The sequence below is a fragment of the Flavobacterium sp. genome (assembly GCF_043760115.1).
Classification (GTDB): domain Bacteria; phylum Bacteroidota; class Bacteroidia; order Flavobacteriales; family Flavobacteriaceae; genus Flavobacterium.
Genome location: NZ_JAYUPK010000134.1, coordinates 1 through 20,292 on the forward strand (window position 1 = coordinate 1; position 20,292 = coordinate 20,292).

The 20,292-nt window shown below is 28.7% G+C and carries 17 protein-coding genes; 12 read left to right on the forward strand and 5 right to left on the reverse strand.

The features are described 5' to 3' along the window. Positions 1 to 398: HAD-IB family phosphatase (locus ACH2BC_RS11235; protein ID WP_395054095.1), on the forward strand; the 398-nt coding region annotated here is incomplete at its 5' end. Here ACH2BC_RS11235 and ACH2BC_RS11240 read toward each other — a convergent pair. The 3 genes from ACH2BC_RS11240 to ACH2BC_RS11250 are packed head-to-tail and all read right to left on the reverse strand — an operon-like array spanning position 387 to position 3,804. Continuing rightward, the gene (locus ACH2BC_RS11240) at positions 387 to 1,664 is read right to left on the reverse strand and encodes an O-antigen translocase (protein WP_395054096.1); all 1,278 of its coding nucleotides are present in this window, start codon (positions 1,662 to 1,664) and stop codon (positions 387 to 389) included. The genes ACH2BC_RS11235 and ACH2BC_RS11240 overlap by 12 nt on opposite strands. After that, positions 1,664 to 2,830: a DegT/DnrJ/EryC1/StrS family aminotransferase gene (locus tag ACH2BC_RS11245; RefSeq protein ID WP_395054097.1), complete on the reverse strand. Its 1,167-nt coding sequence runs from the start codon at positions 2,828 to 2,830 to the stop codon at positions 1,664 to 1,666. The genes ACH2BC_RS11240 and ACH2BC_RS11245 overlap by 1 nt, the downstream gene beginning before the upstream one ends. After that, positions 2,827 to 3,804 carry a GNAT family N-acetyltransferase gene (locus tag ACH2BC_RS11250; protein WP_395054098.1) on the reverse strand — a complete coding sequence of 326 codons (978 nt, stop codon included), beginning with the start codon at positions 3,802 to 3,804 and terminating at the stop codon, positions 2,827 to 2,829. Before ACH2BC_RS11250 ends, ACH2BC_RS11245 begins: the two co-directional genes overlap by 4 nt. 125 nt (positions 3,805 to 3,929) lie before the next feature. Here ACH2BC_RS11250 and ACH2BC_RS11255 point away from each other — a divergent pair, with 125 nt between their 5' ends. The 8 genes from ACH2BC_RS11255 to ACH2BC_RS11290 all read left to right on the forward strand — a co-directional run bounded on the left by ACH2BC_RS11255 (position 3,930) and on the right by ACH2BC_RS11290 (position 14,012). Next, positions 3,930 to 5,735, forward strand: a complete 1,806-nt coding sequence (locus ACH2BC_RS11255) for a gliding motility-associated C-terminal domain-containing protein (protein ID WP_395054099.1) — start codon at positions 3,930 to 3,932, stop codon at positions 5,733 to 5,735. Between the two features lie 59 nt (positions 5,736 to 5,794). Continuing rightward, complete coding sequence (locus ACH2BC_RS11260; RefSeq protein ID WP_395054100.1) at positions 5,795 to 6,604, forward strand: TrmH family RNA methyltransferase; 810 nt, start codon at positions 5,795 to 5,797, stop codon at positions 6,602 to 6,604. A 140-nt stretch (positions 6,605 to 6,744) separates the two neighbouring features. Then, entirely contained in the window at positions 6,745 to 7,188 is a 444-nt protein-coding gene (locus ACH2BC_RS11265; protein WP_395054101.1) for a DoxX family protein, read from the forward strand. Between the two features lie 85 nt (positions 7,189 to 7,273). After that, positions 7,274 to 8,821, forward strand: coding sequence for a serine hydrolase (locus ACH2BC_RS11270; RefSeq protein WP_395054102.1), 1,548 nt, complete (start codon positions 7,274 to 7,276; stop codon positions 8,819 to 8,821). Between the two features lie 38 nt (positions 8,822 to 8,859). Continuing rightward, the gene (locus tag ACH2BC_RS11275; RefSeq protein WP_395054103.1) at positions 8,860 to 9,528 is read left to right on the forward strand and encodes an energy transducer TonB; all 669 of its coding nucleotides are present in this window, start codon (positions 8,860 to 8,862) and stop codon (positions 9,526 to 9,528) included. Positions 9,529 to 9,791: 263 nt separating this feature from the next. Then, positions 9,792 to 12,005, forward strand: a complete 2,214-nt coding sequence (locus tag ACH2BC_RS11280; protein WP_395054104.1) for a RelA/SpoT family protein — start codon at positions 9,792 to 9,794, stop codon at positions 12,003 to 12,005. A 185-nt stretch (positions 12,006 to 12,190) separates the two neighbouring features. Beyond that, on the forward strand, positions 12,191 to 12,643 hold the full coding sequence (locus tag ACH2BC_RS11285) for a Fur family transcriptional regulator (protein WP_395054105.1): 453 nt from the start codon (positions 12,191 to 12,193) through the stop codon (positions 12,641 to 12,643). Positions 12,644 to 12,740: 97 nt separating this feature from the next. Next, entirely contained in the window at positions 12,741 to 14,012 is a 1,272-nt protein-coding gene (locus ACH2BC_RS11290; protein WP_395054129.1) for an adenylosuccinate synthase, read from the forward strand. A 42-nt stretch (positions 14,013 to 14,054) separates the two neighbouring features. Here the strand turns inward: ACH2BC_RS11290 and ACH2BC_RS11295 are convergent, their stop codons facing one another. Together ACH2BC_RS11295 and ACH2BC_RS11300 are read right to left on the reverse strand one after the other, a co-directional pair. Next, positions 14,055 to 14,546, reverse strand: a complete 492-nt coding sequence (locus tag ACH2BC_RS11295; protein WP_395054106.1) for a CIA30 family protein — start codon at positions 14,544 to 14,546, stop codon at positions 14,055 to 14,057. Positions 14,547 to 14,694: 148 nt separating this feature from the next. After that, the gene (locus ACH2BC_RS11300; RefSeq protein ID WP_395054107.1) at positions 14,695 to 16,563 is read right to left on the reverse strand and encodes an alpha-amylase family protein; all 1,869 of its coding nucleotides are present in this window, start codon (positions 16,561 to 16,563) and stop codon (positions 14,695 to 14,697) included. 194 nt (positions 16,564 to 16,757) lie between these two features. On the opposite strand from ACH2BC_RS11300, the gene ACH2BC_RS11305 reads away from it, so the two are divergent. From ACH2BC_RS11305 to ACH2BC_RS11315, 3 genes are all read left to right on the forward strand, one after another. Continuing rightward, positions 16,758 to 17,957 (forward strand): aspartate aminotransferase family protein, encoded by a 1,200-nt coding sequence (locus tag ACH2BC_RS11305; RefSeq protein ID WP_395054108.1) that lies wholly within the window; start codon positions 16,758 to 16,760, stop codon positions 17,955 to 17,957. A 152-nt stretch (positions 17,958 to 18,109) separates the two neighbouring features. Further along, on the forward strand, positions 18,110 to 18,631 hold the full coding sequence (locus ACH2BC_RS11310; RefSeq protein WP_395054109.1) for a hypothetical protein: 522 nt from the start codon (positions 18,110 to 18,112) through the stop codon (positions 18,629 to 18,631). Between the two features lie 144 nt (positions 18,632 to 18,775). Continuing rightward, positions 18,776 to 20,170, forward strand: coding sequence for a tetratricopeptide repeat protein (locus ACH2BC_RS11315; RefSeq protein WP_395054110.1), 1,395 nt, complete (start codon positions 18,776 to 18,778; stop codon positions 20,168 to 20,170). Positions 20,171 to 20,292: the final 122 nt, after the last annotated feature.

Genomic DNA, 20,292 nt, shown 5'->3' on the forward strand with positions numbered 1-20,292 from the left:
AACAAAAATTTATTTCATATTTTTTTAAAGAGGAAGACTATAATATGTTTTTAGAAAAAGGAAAGCAATTTTCTAATGAAAATATTTCAAAAAATCTTAATCAAACCATTTGGAAAACAATTAAAAATCAACAACAAAATAATGCTGAAATTTATATTGTAACTGCTTCATTTCAAGAGTGGATTATTAATTGGTCTGAGAAAAACAAAATTCAATTAATAACAACTGAATTAGAAATTATTAACAATAAAATTTCTGGAAACTTTAAAACAAAAAACTGTTATGGAAATGAAAAAGTAAATCGAATTAAAGAAAAAATCAATTTAGAAAAATATGATAAAGTAATAGTTTTCGGAAACGGTAAAGGCGATTATGAAATGCTTCAACTAAGAAAATAAACTTTTTCTAAAATAGATGCTTAACGTTATAAAATAAATAAAATAAGTTACAGAATGAGCAATTACAACGCCTTCAATATTATAGATAGTAACAAAATAAATACTACTAAAATATAAAATAAATAACGAAAATAATTCAGAAATTATAAAAGCTTTAGTCATTTTTTTTGCAAAAAATTGATATCCTAAAATAATAGAAGCTGCTTTAAAAGTATCGCCAATTAATTGCCAAAAAAACAACTTAGAAACTGGAAGAAATTCTTTGGTAAAAAGCACTTGAATAATAAAGTCTTTTAGAATAAAAATAATCAATAATCCAAAAACAAACAATGGCAAAATTCTTTTATAATACTTCCAAAAGAGAATCTTTGTTTCATTATTAGATTTTGCGGCAGCCATTTTTGGAAAAAAATAAATAGCTATTAATGATGTTATAAATAGAAAATAATAAGATGAAATTCTAGTCATTGCTTCCCAAAATCCAGCTTCATGAATTCCTACTTTATCAATAATAAATTTACGAATTGCAATCAACACAATTGGTCCCAAAATTGCCGAAATTAATGCCATTAAAGAATAGGATGACATACTTTTTAGAAAATAAAAATTATAAGATTTAAAATCTATTTTATCAAAAAGCTTAATATTTTTGTTTACAAAAAAGAATGAAATTAAAAATAAAAGTGATGGTGTAAGTACAATTGATAGTAATGCACCATCAATTTTAAATTTCCAAATTAAAAATGCTGACACTAATAATCCAATAAAATTACCAATGATATTAATATAAATAACTTTTTTATATTCATTAAATCCATTTATTGTTGCTATTAAAAAAATATTTCCAATATAAAATGGTAATGCTAATGAAAGAAATTTAAAAATAAAAGAATATTGAAACTGATTTCCAAATAGTAATGCATTAAAATAATCTGAAAAAAAAAACAAAATTATACTCAAAAGAAAACAAGAAATTAAAACAGAAAAGAAAATTGTAGATAAAACTTTCTTTAGTTTCTCCTCTTCATTTTTATGTTCTGCTACATACTTTACAACTCCATTTTCAAACCCTAATGTTCCAAATGCTTCAATAGTAGTTATAAAATTTCTCAAATTTCCAACCAAAGCCATTCCACTTGCTCCAATAAAAAGTGCAATAATTTTAGAAGTAATAAATCCAATAGAAATTTTTAAAATGATACTCAATCCATTTAAAGTTGTGGCTTTAAATAACGAACTAGACAATATCTCTTTATTGAAATTCATTAATAATTATTTAAAATTTCAATAACAAATCCAACCTCAGCATCACTCAAAACTGGACTAATTGGCAAACTCAAAACTTCATTATGAATCTTCTCTGTTATAGGAAAAGATAAATCATTCCATGACTCAAACGCCTTTTGCTTGTGCGAAGGAATAGGATAATGAATAACTGTTTCAATAGCATTTTGCATTAAATAATCTTGTAAATCCTTTCTATTTTCAGTTCTAATTACAAATAAATGAAAGATATGATTGGTGGTTAAATCCCAAGTTGGCAAAATTATTTTATCATTTTTAATTTCAGATAAATAGCGTTTTGCAATTCGTCTTCTTGCTTCATTATCAGCATCTAAAAAAGGTAATTTTATATTTAAAAATGCAGCTTGAATTTCGTCTAAACGAGAATTTATACCTACATATTCATTATAATATTTCTTTTGTGAACCATAATTTCTTAAAGAAAATAAAACTGCTGCAAGTTCATCATCATCGGTTGTAATTGCTCCTGCATCGCCAAGCGCACCTAAATTTTTACCTGGATAAAAACTAAAAGCTGAAACTGAGTTACGCGTTGAGAGTTGCGAGTTGTGAGTTTCAAGTTTCGAGTTGTTAATTTCAGCAAACTTTGACTGATCACTAATAACTGATGACTGAACACTTTCTCTTGCACCTTGTGCTTGCGCTGCATCTTCAACAACTAATAAATTATACTTACTTGCAATTGCATTTATTTTATCCATTTGACACAATTGTCCATAAAGATGAACTGGCAAAATAGCTTTGGTTTTTAAAGTTATTTTTTCTTCAATTAAATCTGGATTTATGTTATAAGTTTCTAATTTTGGTTCTACCAAAACCGGAACTAAATCGGCATGTAAAATTGCCAAAACACTAGCAATATAGGTATTTGCAGGAACGATAACTTCGTCACCTTTTTTGAGTTTTCCAAGTTCAATGTATGCTTTAAAAATTAAAACCAATGCATCCAAACCATTTCCTACTCCAATGCAATATTTTGTTCCACAATATTTTGCAAAATTAGTTTCAAACTCTTTAACTTCATCGCCCAAAATAAACCAACCTTTGTCAAAAACCAATTTCATTTTAGCTTGAAATTGCTCCTGATAAGTTGCATTTATTTTTTGTAAATCGAGAAATTTAATCATAATAAAACGTTGTCTAGCAAATAATAATTGGAAGTTTGCACTTCTTGAAAATTTTGAATTACCGTTTTTGCTCCAAAACTTTCTTTCCAAAAAAGTAATCCTTCATTAATTTTTCTTCCTTGCTCTTCATTAGAAATTCCAAAGTCAAAATAATAATAATTTTTAAAAACTTCACTAATTAAATGATGGTAAAGGTAATCTAAACTTCCCAATTCATTTTTAGCTGCATTTCCGGATACATATTGTGGATGAACTACATTTTTAGCTATAAAAACTGTTGTTCCTGCAACAATTTTATTAGTATCATATACATTAAAATGTCTAATGTTTTCTGGAAATTTCTGTTGCAATTTAGTTATTTCTTCTATTGAATGAACTGGTTTTACTTCGTGCTTTTTATCTAAATTCGGAATCAAAATTTCATTCCAAAACAATTCAAAATTCAATTCTTCTTTAATAATTAATCCGTTTTTTTCTCCACGACGAATACTTTCTTTTCTGGTTTTAGAAATAAAATAAGGTTTCGATAAATCAATTGTTGCAAGTGAATCGGCACGAACTAGTTTAGAATTTGCAAGAAATAAACAATACGCCAACTCATCTGAAAAAGATTCGCAATAAAAACTAGGTAGCATTTTTATAGTTAACTTCTCAATTTTATTTTCGTTTAAAAAAAATAAAATACATCTAAATAGTACAATTGTAGTGCTTAATTTTGCTTTTTCTCCTAAAACCAATCCACCATAAGTTAATCCAAAATGTGAGAAAACAGCATCTTCTACTCTATTTGCTGGTAAAATTGCTACAAGTTTTTCTTCATCAAAAACCATCAAAGAATAATCATCAAATCTGTCTTTATGATATTCCATAAAATCTCTGTTAAACAGAAAAGTAGCATTTTTGGCAACGCTAACAAAAGCATTCCAAACATCAAAATCTTCTTCTTTATATTGTCTAACTGTATAGTTTTTCACATCAAATTTTAAAACATTGGAAAATTACACTTTTATTTTTCAATTCAAAAAAATAAAATCATTTTTAAAATAGTATCAATAAAAATAATTGAGTAATTTTAAATTTTAAATAAGATTTTTTATTCGTGAAAACAAAACTACATTATTTACTTTTTAGTATAATTTGCTTAAATTTTGGCTTAATTTCTGCTCAAAACGTTGCTTTATATAGTCAGTTTAATGGTCGTTATGATTTTACTTTTCTTGGAAATACTATGAATGTTGCCGAAAATACAGGTAATGATCCTTGTTTAATTTTAACTTCTTCTGATGCTACTTTACTTTTAAATTCTAGTGATGTTATAGAAAATGCTTATTTATATTGGGCTGGATCTGGAACTGGAGATTTTGATGTAACATTAAATAGTCAAGATATTACTGCACAAAGAACATTTGCTCTTACTCAACAAAGTTCAGGAAAACCATTTTTTAGTGCTTTCGCAGATGTAACTTCACAAGTCCAAGCAACTGGAAGTGCAAATTATACATTATCAAATTTAGATGTTTCTAGCTTTTTAAATGCTTTTGACTATTGCAATAATGGAACCAATTTTGCAGGTTGGGCACTTGTGATAATTTATAAAAATAATGTTTTACCAATTAATCAAGTCAATGTTTACGATGGTTTACAAAGTGTTCCATCTGTTTTAACAATTTCTTTAAGCAGTTTAAATGTGGTTGATAATACCGATGCTAAAATTGGATTTGTTGCATGGGAAGGCGATAGAAATATTCAAGTAAATGAAACCCTAACAATTAACGGAAATCCAATAAGTAATCCACCATTAAACCCAGTAAATAATGCGTTTAACGGAACCAATAGTTTTACAGGAAATACTACTTTGTATAATATGGATTTGGATGTATATAATATTCAAAATAATATAAATATTGGTGACACAAGTGCTCAAATTCAGCTTACTTCTGGTCAAGATTTTGTTATGATAAATACAATTGTTACAAAATTAAATAGCCAACTTCCAGATGCAACGATTGTAATTGACAATGTTTTACAAGAGTGCAATTCTAAAATTATAAATGTAAATTTTACAGTTTCTAATTTTAATGCTACCAACGAATTAATTAGCGGAACTCCAATTGCAATTTACGTTAATGGTCAATTTTTAAATTTTACAGAAACCACAATTCCAATTCCAATTGGTGGAAGTTGGTCTAGTACTATTTCACTAGTAATTCCTGATACTATTCCAACTAATTTCACACTACTTTTTGTAGTTGATGATACAGGAAATGGTACTGGAATTAGAACTGAACTATTAGAAAACAACAACACTTTTTCGCAAATAATAACTTTTTTGCTTTCGCCAAATGCTAATCCGCTTTTACCATTAAATTCTTGCAACGAAGGATTAACGAAAGGAACATTTAATTTTGGCAATTACGATCAGTTGGTTTTAGAAAATACGTCTGACACTTTTATTCATTATTATGAAACAAATGTTGATGCAAATAATACTACTAATCCAATTTTAAATCCTACCAATTATACATCAAATGCAACTCCTAAAGAAATTTTTATTAGAATAGAAAATGAAAATTGTTTTACAATAACATCTTTTTTATTAACTACAAATAATTGTCCGCCAACAGTTTATAATTATGTTTCTGCCAATAATGATGGTGCAAATGATGTGTTTTTTGTAAAAGGTTTACGAGATGTTTTTATAAATTTTGATTTACAAATTTACAATCGTTGGGGAAAACTTATATGGACAGGAAATAATAATTCGCCAGATTGGGATGGATTTTCTAATGAAAATTTTAGATTTGATTCTTCAAACTCTCCAAAATCTACCTTTTATTACATTTTAAATTTGAATGATATTGATTATTTAGAACCATTAATGGGTTGGCTGTATTTTACAAAATAATTATAATTTAAAAAAAGAAAGTACCTTTACACAAAAATAATTTTACACTAATAATTGTTTTGAAACAAATAACTTCCATACAAAATCCGTTTATAAAATCGTTAGTATTACTTCAAGAAAAAGCCAAAGCAAGAAAGCAATCTGGAACTTTTTTAATTGAAGGAAAACGCGAAATAGAATTGGCATTAAAAGGAAAATATGAATTAGTAACTATTTTATTTCTTCCAGAAATTATTTCAGAAGCAGAAATTCAAAATGCTTTTTTCTACTCAAATACAAATGAAAGTGATTCTATAGAATTTGTTGAAATTAACAAAGAAGTATATCAAAAACTAGCTTATAGAGATACAACCGAAGGAATAATTGCTGTAGCAAAAACCAAATCGTTACAATTATCAGATTTAAATTTATCTAAAAATCCATTAATTTTAGTTGTTGAAGCAATAGAAAAACCAGGAAATCTTGGTGCAATGTTACGAACTGCCGACGCTGCTAATATTGACGCAGTAATAATTGCCAATCCTAAAACCGATTTATACAATCCTAATATTGTGCGTTCTAGCGTTGGTTGCTTGTTTACAAATCAAATTGCAACTGCATCTTCAGAAGAAGTTATTTCCTATTTAAAAGAAAAAAATATTTCTATTTTTGGAGCTACTTTGCAAAATTCTATTTACTATCATACTCAAGATTACACAATACCAACTGCTTTAGTTGTTGGAACAGAAGCTACTGGATTATCAGAAATATGGAGACAAAAATCAATTCAAAATATAATTATTCCAATGCAAGGCGAAATAGATTCGATGAATGTTTCTGTGGCAGCAGCAATTTTATTATTTGAAGCCAAAAGACAAAGAGGTTTTTAATCTAAAATCTTAAAAAAAATTAAAAAAGCAAATTGTAAAGAATATTTTCATAAATTTGAATTTTAAGAATTGTTTAATGTTTTTAAAAATAATCTTTTAAATATTTAAACTTTGTAAACTATTTAACCAAACCTATTTTTATGAAAAAACTATTATTATTCTCTTCGCATCCAATTAATTTATCCTTTGGATTATTACTTATCAGAATTATTATTGGCGTTTTAATGGCTTTTTATGGCTACGAAAAACTAATTCATTTTGAAGAAATGGCAGCATCAGATTTTTGGGCTAAAAATGTAAGTTTTCTTGGTATGACAGGAAAATTTCCATTGGCATTAACCATTTTAGCAGAATTCTTTTGTAGTATTCTTTTAATTTTAGGATTGTTTACACGTGTAGCATTAATTCCTTTAATTATATGTATGGGATATATTATTGTAAATATAATACACTTTTCTGTAATTGATAAAGGTGATAATGGTTCAGAAATTAATACAGCTTTTGTATATTTTGTTATCTATATAGCATTATTTTTTACTGGCGCAGGAAGTTACAGCTTAGACAAACTTATTGCTAGAAGATAATTTTTTTAAAATCGCACTAAATTTGCATAAATAATATCAAAAACGGATATAATTTATGCAAATTTGCTTTTTATAAAACTTTAATATGAAACAATTCTTTTTTACTTCGCTCCTATTTTTAGTTACTTTATTATCGTTTTCTCAAATAGACGAATCCAAACTTGATGATGTAGTTTCTAGAACAATGAAAACTTTTAATGTTCCAGGAATTGCAGTTGCAATTATTAAAGACGGAAAAGTGGTGATTTCTAAAGGTTATGGTGTAAAAAACATAAAAACTCAAGAAAAAGTTGACGGAAATACTATGTTTGGAATAGCATCTAATAGTAAAGCATTTACATCTGCAGCACTTGGAATGTTAGTTGATGAAGGAAAATTAAATTGGGATGATAAAGTAATAAAATACATTCCAGAATTTAAAATGTATAATGATTATGTTACCAACGAATTTACAATTCGCGATTTATTGACTCACAAAAGCGGACTTGGGCTTGGCGCTGGAGATTTAATGATTTGGCCAGATGGACATAATTTTACTCCAAAAGATATTATTAAAAATATTCATTATTTAAAACCAGTTTCGGCATTTAGAACTAAATATGATTATGATAATTTACTGTATGTAATTGCTGGAGAAGTAATTGTAAACGTTTCTGGAAAATCTTGGTGCGATTTTATTGAAGAACGAATTATGAAACCTTTACAAATGAATTCTAGCGCAGCAACATTTAATAGATTAAAAGATACCACAAATACAATTGTTCCGCATGTTCCAACTGATGGAAAATTAGAAGTAATTACTAGATATAAAAATACAATTTTAGATGCTGCAGGCGGAATTTATTCTAGCACTAACGATTTGTCTAAATGGGTAATTGCTCAATTAAATAAAGGAAAATATGGAAGTAATAACCAAAATCAATTGTTTAGCGAAAAAGTACAAAAAGAAATGTGGAAATCGCAAACCATTTTGCCTTTAGGAAATAATTTACCATATACAACTAACTTTAAAAGTTATGGTTTAGGTTGGCAATTAACCGATATTAATGGTCATTTACAAGTTTCGCATACTGGCGGATTAGACGGAATTGTTACGCAAACAATTATGTTTCCAGATATTAATTTAGGAATTATTGTATTAACCAATCAACAATCTGGTTCGGCTTTTAATGCAATTTCTAATACTATAAAAGACAGTTATTTGGGTTTAAGCTTTCCAGATCATGTTGAAACTTTAAGCGCGAATAGAAAATTGCAAGAAGACAATGCAGATAAAATGACTGATGAAGTTTGGGCTAAAGTCAATCAGAATTTAAAAGAAAAATCTAAAATTGATGTTAAAAAATACATTGGAACTTATAATGATAATTGGTTTGGAGAAATAACTATATCTGAAAAAAAAGGTAAATTATATTTTGCTTCCAAGCGTTCATTAGGTTTAATAGGAGAGATTTTGTTTTACAAATATCAAAATTTTATTGTAAAATGGAACAACAGAAGCTACAATGCCGATGCTCATATTTTCTTTGATTTAGATGCCAACGGAAACGCAAATCATTTTAAAATGAAAGCTATTTCACCTCTTACTGATTTTAGTTATGATTTTCACGATTTAGATTTTAGTAGAGAGTAATTAATAAGTTGGCAGAAATTTTAAAACCCAAATTCAAAATGAAATATCTTTTACAATACACAATCATGTTTTTAGTAATAAATACATGTTCATTTGGTCAAAGTGAAATTGAATACAAAGGAGAAACGATAAATTCCCTAGACACAAACGAACAACAAACTGGAATTTGGAAACTGTATGATGAAAAAAATAATATTCTTATATCAACTGAATTTAAAAATGGCAACATTATAGCTGATACAGAATACTTTAAAGATTCTAAACTAATTGCAAGTTGTAAAGGGAATGATCAGCTTGAAATTTACAAGGATAATAAAACTATAAAAGCTACTTTTTTCAGAAAGGAAGATGGTATTCAAACTTTACTTGGCGAAAATGGGAAAGAATTAGACTATGAAATTTTAAGATATTTCTATTTATCATCACAAGTAAATCCAATGTTTTATGGTGGCAGTGAAAAATTATTTCAGTTTATTAGCGATAACATTGATTATAAGTCCATTAAGAATAACAAAGGAAAAGTGAAAGTTAAATTCGTAATAGATGTCAAAGGTAGAACAAGTCAAATTGAAATTATGGAAAGTTCAAATCCTGAACTAAATAGTGAAGCATTAAGAATCGTAAGTATTCTTCCGAGGTGGCAACCAGGACATCAAGCAGGAGCATTTGTAAGATGCTCGTACGTTATTCCTATTTCTATAAATTAAAAACTTCTGCTAACAACAATTTTGCTCAATTGCTGGGCTTGGGACTTATCAACAAGCTTTTGGTATTAATTTTTTCGTTCTTGGAAAGTTTTTCTTTTCAAAGTTTTCGGCATATTTGATTACTAAATTAATTAAAGAAGCAACAGTCGCTAAGCGGCATTACTATATTATTAAAATTCCAAATTCATTATTTTATTGAATTTGGAATTTTTTTATTGGAATTTCAATTATTATTTCTAATTTTAGAGTATTGAAGAATCACTATGACTGAAATTGAAATTGAAGAAGAAAAAAAAGCACTCGCACGAGAATACAAAGAGTTGCTACGCATTAGTTATCAAACACTTACAGCAGAAGATAAAAAATTAATCAGAAAAGCATTTGATGTTGCAGTTGATGCACACAAAGATCAAAGACGCAAATCTGGCGAAGCTTATATTTTTCATCCTATTGGTGTGGCTAAAATTGTAGCGTCAGAAATTGGTCTTGGTGCTACAAGTATCGCAGCAGCTTTAATGCACGATGTTGTTGAAGATACTGATATTACCATACAAGATATTGAAAAAATGTTTAATCCTAAAATTGCACAACTAGTTGAAGGATTAACCAAAATTTCGCAAGTTAAAAAAGATATGAATGTGTCTATGCAAGCGGAAAATTTTCGTAAAATGCTACTCACATTAAATGATGACGTTAGGGTAATCTTGATAAAAATTGCCGATAGATTGCACAATATGCAAACTATGGATGCAATGCCAGAATACAAACAAGTTAAAATTGCATCTGAAACTTTATATATTTATTCTCCATTGGCACACAGACTGGGTTTGTATAATATTAAAACAAAGCTAGAAGATTTAGGTTTAAAATACACCGAACCAGAGGTTTATAATGATATTGTTGGAAAAATAAAAGAAACCAAGGAAGAACAAGACGCTTACATTGAATCTATTTCGTCAGTTTTAAAAAAATCTATGAATGATGAAAATGTAGAATATACAATTAAAGGTCGACCAAAATCTATTTATTCTATTCGAAGAAAAATGGCTGCTCAAAATGTAAGTTTTGACGAAGTTTATGACAAATTTGCTCTTAGAATTATTTACAAATCAAATCTTCACGATGAAAAATTTCTAGCTTGGAAAATTTATTCCATTGTAACAGATCATTATCGTCCAAGTCCAAGTAGATTGCGAGATTGGATTTCTTCACCAAAATCAACTGGTTACGAAGCATTGCACATTACAGTTATGGGACCAAAAGGTCGTTGGGTAGAAATTCAAGTACGAAGTGAACGAATGGACGAAATTGCCGAAAAAGGTTACGCTGCACATTATAAATACAAACAAGGCGCTACAGAAGAAGGTGGATTAGATGTTTGGTTAAATTTATTAAAAGAAGCATTAGAAAATTCTGAAACCAACGCAGTCGATTTTGTTGAAGATTTCAAAATGAATTTGTATGCCAAAGAAATTTTTGTTTTTACTCCAAAAGGAGAAATAAAATCGCTTCCTAAAGGTGCAACTTCGTTAGATTTTGCCTTTAGTATTCACTCAGAAATAGGAATTAGAACGCGCGGAACTCGTGTAAACGGAAAATTAGTTCAATTAAATCACGAATTAAAAAGTGGAGACCAAATAGAAATTATAACTTCTGCTAACCAAAAACCTACTTTGCATTGGCTAGATTATGTAACAACATCTAGAGCCAAAAATAAAATTAGAAACGTTTTAAACGACGATACTAAAAAAATATCTGAAGAAGGCAAAGAATTATTAACTAGAAAGTTACGACATTTAAAAATTACTTTAAGTGAAAGTGTTCTTAATGAATTAGTTAATTTTTTCAAATTAAAAACAAGTCAAGATTTATTTTACAGAATGGGTGCAGGCGCAATAGAAAATCAGCAATTAAAAGATTATGCAGCACAAAAAAGTAATACTTTAATTAATTTCTTTAAAAATAAAATTAAACGATCTCCAGGTACACAATCTGAAAATTTTAAAAACGATGTCAATAATTATGATTTATTAGTTTTTGGAAAAGAAGAAGATCGATTAGATTATAAACTTTCTACTTGTTGTAATCCAATTCCTGGCGATGAAGTTTTTGGGTTTGTAACCATAAACGAAGGTATAAAAGTACACAAACGCGATTGTCCAAACGCATTAAGTATGCAATCTAATTATGCTTATCGAGTAATGCAAGCCAAATGGATAGATTCTTCACAACAAGAATTTAAAGCCATTTTAAAAATTACAGGAATGGATAGTATTGGTTTAACAAATGAACTTACTAAAGTGATTTCTAGTCAGATGAATGTAAATATCCAAAGCATTTCATTGAGTGGCGAAGCAGGAATTTTTAATGGTCAAGTTACAGTTGTAGTTCAAAATAATACCATCTTGAAAAAATTAATGGATAACATTAAAAAAATTGATGGAATTGATAAGGTTACTCGAGTTTATACTAATTAAAAAAATCTGTTGTGGGTTTTGGGTTATGAGTTGTGAGTAAATTGAATTAAATTTCGAAATATAATATCATTTGGTATTAAAATTTTAAATTCTTATAAATTTGAAACTCACAACCCAAAACTCACAGCTAAATTTTACTTTAATAAATTTTCATTACATACTCTAATAAATTATCTTTGCCAGATATGACACTAATTGCAACCGATAACAATAAAAATCAAGAGATTGTAAAAAATGTTTTTACACTTTATCTTGAAGCCAAAGGTCACAGAAAAACACCTGAACGTTACGCTATACTTCAAGAAATTTACAATAGCGAAGAACATTTTGATATAGAAAATTTATATATCAAAATGAAAAATAAAAACTACAGAGTTTCTCGAGCCACATTATACAATACAATTGAACTTCTTTTAGATTGTGCTTTGGTTAGAAAACACCAATTTGGGCAAAATCAAGCGCATTACGAAAAATCGTATTTCGATAAACAACACGATCATATAATAATGACTGATTCTGGAGAAGTAATAGAATTTTGCGATCCAAGAATACAAACTATAAAAAAAACCATAGAAGAAATTTTCAACATTGATATTAATAGTCATTCGTTGTATTTTTATGGCACAAAAAAACCGTAGATACGTTGCAGTAAAAACGTTGCATTGCAACGTTTCTAAATAAATAATCAGATACGTTGCAATGCAACGTCTCTACCAAATAACAAACAACAGCACAATGACCGTAGATTTATTATTAGGATTACAATGGGGTGACGAAGGAAAAGGAAAAATTGTAGACGTTCTTACTTCTAAATATGATATTATTGCGCGTTTTCAAGGCGGACCAAATGCTGGTCACACATTAGAATTTGATGGAATAAAGCACGTCTTAAGAACAATACCTTCTGGAATTTTTCACGATAATAATATTAATGTAATTGGAAACGGAGTTGTAATTGATCCTGTAGTTTTTAAAAGTGAAATTGATGGCTTGGCAAAATTTAATTTAGATTTAAAATCCAAATTAATAATTTCTAGAAAAGCACATTTAATTTTACCAACGCACAGATTACTTGATGCAGCAAGCGAAGCATCGAAAGGAAAAGCCAAAATTGGTTCAACGTTAAAAGGAATTGGACCAACTTATATGGACAAAACTGGTAGAAACGGAATTCGTGTTGGCGATATTGAATTGGCAGATTTTAAAGAAAAATATCGTGCTTTGGCAAACAAACACGAAGAAATGATAAAATTCTACGATGTTTCCATTCAATATAATTTACCAGAATTAGAAAAAGAATTTTTTGAAGCCATTGAAGAATTAAAAAAACTAGATTTTATTGATAGCGAAGAATATTTGCATCAAGCACAAAAAGTAGGAAAATCAATTCTTTGCGAAGGTGCACAAGGTTCATTATTAGATGTAGATTTTGGAACTTATCCATTTGTAACCTCTTCAAATACAACTGCTGCTGGAGCTTGTACTGGTTTGGGAATTGCTCCAAATAAAATAAAAGAAGTATATGGAATTTTTAAAGCTTACACAACTCGTGTTGGTTCTGGACCATTTCCTACCGAAGATTTTGAAGAAGCTGGCGATTTAATGGCAAGTGTTGGAAACGAATTTGGATCTGTAACAGGAAGAAAAAGACGTTGTGGTTGGTTGGATTTAGTTGCTTTAAAATATGCAATTCAAGTAAATGGAGTTACACAATTAATGATGATGAAAGGCGATGTACTTTCGGGTTTTGAAAATTTAAAAGTATGTACATCATATAATTACAAAGGAAAAGAAATACACCATTTACCTTATAATATTGAAGAAGAAAACGTTAAACCAATTTATACTGAATGTAAAGGTTGGAAAGCCGATTTAACTGGAATGACAACTTACGCTGAACTTCCTAAAGAATTAAAAGAGTATATAGAATTTATAGAAAAAGAAGTTGAAATTCCTATAAAAATTGTTTCTGTTGGACCAGATAGAAAACAGACGATTTTGAAGTAATAAAAAAAAGCCATTTGATTTTAATCTCAAATGGCTTTTTTATTATTTCACTTCAACTTTATCAATTAATAATTCGAAACTCTCTGCTTTTTTATTTCCAATTAAAAATGCTATTTCTTCTAAAGTAGTTCCATCATAATTAGGAATATTTAACGTTCTTCCTCTAAAAGAAGCATACATTTCATTTATTGGGATTTGGATATTTTGCCAATCTGTTGTTGTTTGAAATTCATATATATAAGAATGAGAATCGCTAACTGTTGATTTCACCCTAAACTGATATTTTTTTCCATCACCTTTTACGCGAATCCAAAAAGTCTTGTTAGATTTAATTGACAATGGTTTAAAAAAATGTCGAACAGAACAAAATCCACCACTGTTTTTTGTGGAAACTGTTCCTTTAAAAACACCATTTCCAGTATTGTCAACAAAAAAATTGCTTGTAGAAAGTCCACCCATTACTCCATCATCCACAATTTTCCAATTATCAATGATACTTTCTTTAGTAAAATCGAAAATCAAAACTGTATTCATAGTCCAGGAAATTAAAAGAATTAAAAACATAAGTATAAATTATTTTACTATAAAAGTAATCAGATTACTTATTGTAATTTTTATTTTAACAAATTTGCACTTATAAATAACAATTGTTCAAACCTATATTTTTATTACTAACTAAAAATTACAATTTTAAAATAAAACTCTCACTTGGCTTTAAATCCAAAGTCACATTACCTTCTCCATTCACAACTTTTAATTGCGTTTTAGTACTATAAAGTTGATCAACCATTGTATAATTTCCATCTTTTAATTTCCAAGTTTTAATTATTTCTGCAGGAATTTTTAAATCAAATGAAGCATCACTAACCCAAGAAAAATTAGTTACAACAATAAGTTTTTCTGTATCAGAATAACGAACATAAGAATAAATTCCTTCCTTGTAACCATCACTTTTATCTCTATTTGCAGATTGAATTTCTTCAAATTTTCCCATTAAAGCGGAACTATTTTTAGTGAAATTTAAAAGTCTTTTATAAAAATCACGCAAGTCTTTTTCTGATTGTGATAATTGTCCACCGTCAAATTTTCCTCCATTCATCCAACGTTGGTGATTTGGAACTCCAATATAATCAAAAATTGAAGTTCTAGAATGTGTCCCAAATCCTGCATTTTCATTTCCAGCTTCTCCAACTTCTTGTCCAAAATAAATCATAATTGGTGATGTTCCAATTGTTGCTGATACTACCATTAATGGTTTTCCTTTTTCTGGTGTTCCAGCAAATTCTGGACTTGCCAAACGTTGTTCATCGTGATTATCTAAAAAATGCAACATATGATGTTCAATATCTGACAATCCTTTTTGAATCTCAGACAATCCATCAGGCGATTTTTTACCTTGAATTATATCTTTTAAATAATCATAAGTTTCTACTTTGTCATACAAATAATCCATTTTTCCTAATTTAATATAATTTCTATATTCTTTCGGATTGTAAACTTCTGCCAATAAAAAAGCATCAGGATTTTTCATTTTTATTGCCGAATTCATATAACTCCAAAACTCATACGGAACCATTTCTGCCATATCAAATCTAAAACCATCAACACCTTTATCTGTCCAATACAAAGCAATATCTCTAAACTTCATCCAAGAACTAGGAACACTTTTTCCTTTCCAAAATTCGTAATGTTCTTTTATAGATTTTTTATCAAATCCTTCTGGTAATTCAGGAAAATCTTTACTTCCGTCTGGTTTAATTCCATAATTTACTTTTACAGTTTCATACCAATCATTTATATCTGGTTTTGCCAATCTAGAACCATTTCCTGTCCATTTTGCAGGATTTTCATTAAATTTTCTGTCAATCAATGGGTTTTTTTCTCCATTTAATGGTTTATAATTTTCTGATGTTGGTACTTGAAATGGCTGTCCAGGAATGTAATAAAAGTTATTATCTCTAGCATATTCAATAGTTACATTATCATCGGCACCAAAATCTCTAACGCCAACTGGATTAGATTTTCCTTCATATTTTCTAGCGATATGATTAGGAACAATGTCTATCAATAATTTTAAGCCAATTTTGTGAGTTCTAGAAATTAAAGCTTCAAATTCTTGTAATCTTTTAGCTGGATCAACTGCCAAATCTGGATTTACATTATAATAATCTTTCACAGCATAAGGCGAACCTGCTCTACCTTTTACCACTTCTGGATCATCATTAGAAATTCCAAATTTTGTATAATTATTTACCAATGCGTGATGCGGAACGCCAGTATACCATATATGAGTAACGCCAAGATTTTTTATTTCTGTAAGTGCTTTGTCAGTAAAATCGTTAAACTTTCCTACTCCATTTTCTTGAATTGTTCCCCAAGGTTTGTTGGTAGTGTTTTTATTTCCAAATAATCGTGTAAAAACTTGATATACAACTGTTTTTTTTTCTTCAACCACTTCTTTTTTATTCTTAATCATTTTTTTGCTTTTTTTCTTTTGTCCATTTGCAGTTAGCGTTAAGCCAATCAATACAAGTAAAATTATTTTTTTCATAATGAAGCTGTTTTTTATCACGATGCACAAATATAAAAATTTGAGTAACATTTCAAACATAAAAATATCTTAATAACACAACTTGCTGATGGTAATTTCATAAATTTGCAAAAAATTAAATCTTTTAAAAGAGTTACAAGTAACATTTAATTATTAATTAAAACTTTGTGCCTTTGCGACTTAATGGCAAAAATATGAATCAAGATTTCCTAAAATACCAAGCTCAAACAACACCATATCCATTAGGAATCAACATTTTCTATGCATTAGGTTCGTACATATACAGTTGCGATAATAAAAAATATTTAGATTTTGTTGCCGGAGTTTCTGCAGTTTCACTTGGTCATCAAAACAAGCGCGTTAACGATGCTATTAAAAATCAATTAGATAAATATTCGCACGTCATGGTTTATGGCGAATATGCTCAAAGTCCAGCAGTAGAATATTGCAAACTGTTAGCATCATTACTTCCACCACAATTAAACAAAGTTTATCTAGTAAATTCAGGAACCGAAGCTTGCGAAGGCGCATTAAAATTGGTTCGAAGAGTTACTGGCAGAAGTCAATTAATATCGTGTCACAATGCCTATCATGGCAACACAATGGGTTCGATGAGTGTTATGGGATTTGAAGAACGTAAGCAAGTTTTTCGTCCATTAATTCCAGATGTAGATTTTATAACCTTCAATAACGAAGCCGATATTGAAAAAATAACTACCAAAACCGCAGGAATAATTTTAGAAAGTATTCAAGGTGGCGCAGGATTTATTCAACCAGAAGCTGACTTTTTGGCAAAAATAAAAAAACGTTGCGAAGAAGTTGGCGCACTATTAATTATAGATGAAATTCAACCAGGATTTGGTCGCACAGGAAAATTATTTGGCTTTGAAAACTACAATGTAGTTCCAGATGTTATAATAATTGGAAAAGGAATGGCAGGCGGAATGCCAGTTGGCGCTTTTGTAGCCAAAGAAGAATACATGGATTTACTTAGTGACAATCCTAAATTGGGTCACATAACAACCTTTGGCGGACATCCAGTAATTGCCGCAGCTTGCCTTGCAACACTTCAAGAAATTGTAGAAACAGATCTAATTCCACAAACACTTGAAAAAGAAAAACTCTTTCGCCAACTTTTGGTACATCCTTTGATACAAGAAGTTAGAGGAATCGGATTAATGTTAGCAGCGATGACATCAAGCCCAGAAATTACCAATCAAGTAATTTTTAAATGTCAAGACAAAGGATTAATATTATTTTGGCTACTATTTGAAGGAAATGCAATTCGAATAACGCCACCACTAACCATTTCAATGGACGAAATTCGAGAAGGTTGCGCCATAATTCTAGAAGCAATGGATGAAATAGTTTCGGGTTTAAAGTTTAAGGTTTAAGGTTAATTTGAAGCTATTTCCAGCTTTCCACTATATCTTTTTAACTTTAAAAAAAAAGTTAAAAAGGATGCCGTTTCACTCTGGGCTAAGCCAACCACTTTAGTTCATTATTATTCAATAAGTTAGTCATTATTTATAATGCAAGATTTAAAATGAAAAAATTACTATTATTATTTATAATTTCATTCTCAATAAGTACATTTTCACAAGAAAATCAGTTGAGTAAATTTCAAAAGAATTTAATTCTAGTAAAAAATATAGATTCATTAAAAACATTCACAAATGAAATTCAAAATATTCAAAAATTTAATACAAAAGACATAATACCATCAATAAATCAATCAACAAAATGGAAATTAATTTGTTACAAAATAAATGGTTGGAATGAAATTGTTGGTCAACAAAAAACTCAAGTAAACCGTATTTTCGTATCTAATAATAAAGATAATTTAACCACCGAAGATGTTTTAAAGATTTTTGACATAAAATATAACGATTCAATATTCTTAAAAAATGTTCCTTTGGTATATGAAAGAGAAGATTTTTTTAACAGAAAAACAACACCAATTGTAATAAACAATCAGTATTTACTATTAAGATATGTTCACAGTTATCCCAACGGAAATCAAACAAGTTGGTACACAGAAACCAATTATTATTTTAAAAAAGAATAAAATATTCAAAAAAAATAAACCAAAAACTAAAAACAATAAACAACAAATTGCTTGTTAATTAAATTGTTCACAACAAAAATAAAAAATCGATAATACAAAAAGATTTTACTTACTTTTATGTAAGCTAATCAATACGAAAATAGTATGCAATTAAGCGACGAAGAAGAAGACGATTACCAAGTATCATTATCCAAATTCGAATCGATGTTGAAAACCAACAAAGTTTTGTTTTTTGATTCAGAAGAATTTGAAGAAATTATACTTCACTATCTTGATATGGGAAAAGCCAATTTGGCTAAAAAAGCTTTAAAATTAGCTCTTGAGCAACACCCAAAATCTACTGGACTTAAACTAGTTCAGGTAGAAATGCTAGTTTATGATGACAAGTTAGACATTGCCGAAAAAATGCTAAATGAGTTGTATGCCATTGAACCAACTAATGAAGAAATTTACATTCAAAAAGCCAATATATATTCTAAAAGAGACAACCACGAAAAAGCGGTAGAACTACTTAAAGAAGCATTAAAATATACTGACGATTTAGCCGATGTTTATAATCTTATTGGTATGGAATATCTTTTTATGGACAATTTAGAATTGGCTAAAGAAAATTTTATTCGCTGTCTTGACGAAGATTTAGAAGATCAATCTGCATTATATAACGTAGTTTATTGCCACGAATTTCTAGATCAAAACCAAGAAGCAATAGATTATTTACTTCAATATATAGACAAAAATCCGTACAGTGAAATTGCCTGGCATCAAATTGGACGATTGTATTATGGATTAAAAGACTATCCAAATGCTGTTCGTGCCTTTGAATATGCAACCTACATAGATGACGAATTTGTTGGCGCTTTTATGGAAAACGGAAAAGCATTAGAAAAGCTAAAACGCTATGAAGATGCAATTGAAAATTACCAAAAAACTATCGATTTAGACGATCCAACTTCGTATGCACTACTAAGAATTGGAAAATGCCACGAACGATTAGGTAACAAAGCCGAAGCATTAAAATTTTACAATCAAACGGTTCACGAAGATCCACTTTTAGACAAAGGTTGGATTGCTATAACCGATTTTTATACACGTCAAAAAAACTATCCTAAAGCATTGTTTTATGTAAACAAAGCATTAGAAATTGACGACCAAAACAAGGCATATTGGAAACGATATGCAAACATTAATAAAGCAATGAATTTCTTTGAAGAAGCTGAATTTGGTTATAGAAAAGCAGTTTCTCTTGGCGATGCAACGTTAGAAATTTGGTTGTATTGGGTTGATATTTTGCAATATATTGGCGAATTTGAAGCTTCAATTTTAGCGCTAATGCAAGCATCAGAATTTTTTCCAGATCAAGCACAAATAGAATACCGTTTGGCAGGATTAAACTTTATGTTGGCAGATGACAAAAAAGGAAGTTTTCATTTAACCAATGCATTAAGAATAAACTTTGAAGATAAAAGTATTTTAGAAGAATTGTTTCCTGTGGTTTGGGCAAGACGAAAAGTTCAAAATTATATAAAGAAACATCTTTAGAAAGTTTAGGTAGTTTAGTTTAAATTGTTTAATAGTTTAGATAGTTTAGTTTAAAAATTTAAATTGTTTAAAAGTTTAAATAACAAAAAAATTAAATTCACATAATCCTGTCAATCTGACGA

Bases quoted from the DNA above. Each gene is read 5' to 3' on its own strand.
- ACH2BC_RS11240 (WP_395054096.1), bottom strand. From the start codon at position 1,664: ATGAATTTCAATAAAGAGATATTGTCTAGTTCGTTATTTAAAGCCACA.
- ACH2BC_RS11245 (WP_395054097.1), bottom strand. From the start codon at position 2,830: ATGATTAAATTTCTCGATTTACAAAAAATAAATGCAACTTATCAGGAG.
- ACH2BC_RS11265 (WP_395054101.1), top strand. From the start codon at position 6,745: ATGAAAAAACTATTATTATTCTCTTCGCATCCAATTAATTTATCCTTT.
- ACH2BC_RS11270 (WP_395054102.1), top strand. From the start codon at position 7,274: ATGAAACAATTCTTTTTTACTTCGCTCCTATTTTTAGTTACTTTATTA.
- ACH2BC_RS11275 (WP_395054103.1), top strand. From the start codon at position 8,860: ATGAAATATCTTTTACAATACACAATCATGTTTTTAGTAATAAATACA.
- ACH2BC_RS11280 (WP_395054104.1), top strand. From the start codon at position 9,792: ATGACTGAAATTGAAATTGAAGAAGAAAAAAAAGCACTCGCACGAGAA.
- ACH2BC_RS11285 (WP_395054105.1), top strand. From the start codon at position 12,191: ATGACACTAATTGCAACCGATAACAATAAAAATCAAGAGATTGTAAAA.
- ACH2BC_RS11290 (WP_395054129.1), top strand. From the start codon at position 12,741: ATGACCGTAGATTTATTATTAGGATTACAATGGGGTGACGAAGGAAAA.
- ACH2BC_RS11295 (WP_395054106.1), bottom strand. From the start codon at position 14,546: ATGAATACAGTTTTGATTTTCGATTTTACTAAAGAAAGTATCATTGAT.
- ACH2BC_RS11300 (WP_395054107.1), bottom strand. From the start codon at position 16,563: ATGAAAAAAATAATTTTACTTGTATTGATTGGCTTAACGCTAACTGCA.
- ACH2BC_RS11305 (WP_395054108.1), top strand. From the start codon at position 16,758: ATGAATCAAGATTTCCTAAAATACCAAGCTCAAACAACACCATATCCA.
- ACH2BC_RS11310 (WP_395054109.1), top strand. From the start codon at position 18,110: ATGAAAAAATTACTATTATTATTTATAATTTCATTCTCAATAAGTACA.
- ACH2BC_RS11315 (WP_395054110.1), top strand. From the start codon at position 18,776: ATGCAATTAAGCGACGAAGAAGAAGACGATTACCAAGTATCATTATCC.